Consider the following 1,522-nt stretch of genomic DNA (forward strand, 5'->3'; position numbering starts at 1 on the left):
CCGGTTTCGCGCCATTTGCTGTGCCCGCTCTGGTTGATAAGAGTACCTATCGAAGAACTTGTTGTAACGACAATTGYGTTCAATTTCTCGATAGATAGTGGCTTTRTGRCGCCCCAGTTGTTTAGCTATTTYAGCGGTACTAATTCCTTGCTTTCTGAGCGCAGAAATCATATACCTTTCGTTCTCAGTGAGGTGTGTGTATTTCATGTTTTTTACTTCTTGGCGGGAGCAAAGTTCATGATTATCGCACCTTACTGTTTTTATGTTCAGAGGTGTCGCACTTCGTACTTGAATCCAAGCAGTATATAAAAGCCCAAGCGATGGATTCGTCTGGCGGTCGATTAACTGGTAACGATATTCATGCTTATATCGTTAATGAATTTGGCAAACACTACCACCCAGATTCGAGCTACTATTTGCTCAACCATATGGGCTTTTCTTGGATAACTTCACGCGCCAAGCACCCTCGTCAATCCCTGCAAATTCAGGACGAAGCACGATTTGGCCAGCAAAACACGACAACTCGACTTTGGGTTGAGCGTGGCTCAAGACCAAGAGTGGTAAAACAGCAGCAGTTTGAATATGCGTATTTGTTTGGCTCAGTATGTCCCGCTAGAGGTATTGGCGAGGCAATGGTCGTTCCTTGGGTTAACAAGAACATTATGGTTGAGCATCTGAAGCAGCTCTCCACGGTGACCGAAAAAGGTCGTCACGCAGTGGTCATTATGGATGGCGCGGGTTGGCATACCAATGACATTGCTGAGCCATTTGATAATGTCAGTATCACCAAGCTCCCACCCTATTCACCAGAGCTAAACCCGATAGAACAAGTGTGGAGTGGGTTAAGACAACACTATCTCGCCAATCCATCTTTTGCGGATTACGAAGGCATTGTCTCCAAAGTATGTAGGACTTGGAATAGTTTTTTGGAATGTTCGACCAGAGTCAGACAGATGTGCTCGAGAAGATGGATAGACCTGACCAGTTAATTGTCCAGATTGGTATAAGCGGCAGAGCTTTCAACTCTGACATAAGCGAGAAGCATTCCCTTGAAAGAAAAATTCATCACGCTGAAAACGACAAAACCCAGTCCGAAGACTGGGTTTCTAAATAAGTGGCGGAGCGGACGGGACTCGAACCCGCGACCCCCGGCGTGACAGGCCGGTATTCTAACCAACTGAACTACCGCTCCGCACTGGTTAGACCTAAGTCTAAATTAAAAGCCTGGCGATGTTCTACTCTCACATGGGGAAACCCCACACTACCATCGACGCTATTTCGTTTCACTTCTGAGTTCGGAATGGGTTCAGGTGGGTCCAAAACGCTATGGTCGCCAAGCAAATTCTTAAAATTCGGAAAGCTGTTTGCGTTCTCTACACATTCAATTCGTTCTTGCTTTGAGTCCATCAAAACCCTTTGGGTGTTGTATGGTTAAGCCTCACGGGCAATTAGTACAGGTTAGCTCAACGCCTCACAGCGCTTACACACCCTGCCTATCAACGTTCTAGTCTCGAACAACCCT

Annotated in this window: 2 protein-coding genes, 1 tRNA gene and 2 rRNA genes; 1 reads left to right on the forward strand and 4 read right to left on the reverse strand. The window is 46.3% G+C overall.

What is annotated here, in order from left to right; all coding sequences use genetic code 11:
- Positions 1-207 (reverse strand): helix-turn-helix domain-containing protein (locus CIK04_RS00660; protein ID WP_142994974.1); only part of this gene is annotated, 207 nt, incomplete at its 3' end.
- A 65-nt stretch (positions 208-272) separates the two neighbouring features.
- Here CIK04_RS00660 and CIK04_RS00665 point away from each other — a divergent pair.
- Positions 273-989, forward strand: a complete 717-nt coding sequence (locus CIK04_RS00665) for an IS630 family transposase (protein WP_176463261.1) — start codon at positions 273-275, stop codon at positions 987-989.
- Positions 990-1,115: 126 nt separating this feature from the next.
- Here the strand turns inward: CIK04_RS00665 and CIK04_RS00670 are convergent.
- From CIK04_RS00670 to CIK04_RS00680, 3 genes are all read right to left on the reverse strand, one after another.
- Positions 1,116-1,192: transfer RNA gene (locus tag CIK04_RS00670), tRNA-Asp, on the reverse strand.
- Between the two features lie 30 nt (positions 1,193-1,222).
- Positions 1,223-1,338: ribosomal RNA gene (gene rrf / locus CIK04_RS00675) — 5S ribosomal RNA — on the reverse strand.
- 89 nt (positions 1,339-1,427) lie between these two features.
- Positions 1,428-1,522, reverse strand: a 23S ribosomal RNA gene (locus CIK04_RS00680); the annotation flags it as partial.

The organism is Vibrio sp. 03_296, assembly GCF_002265885.1.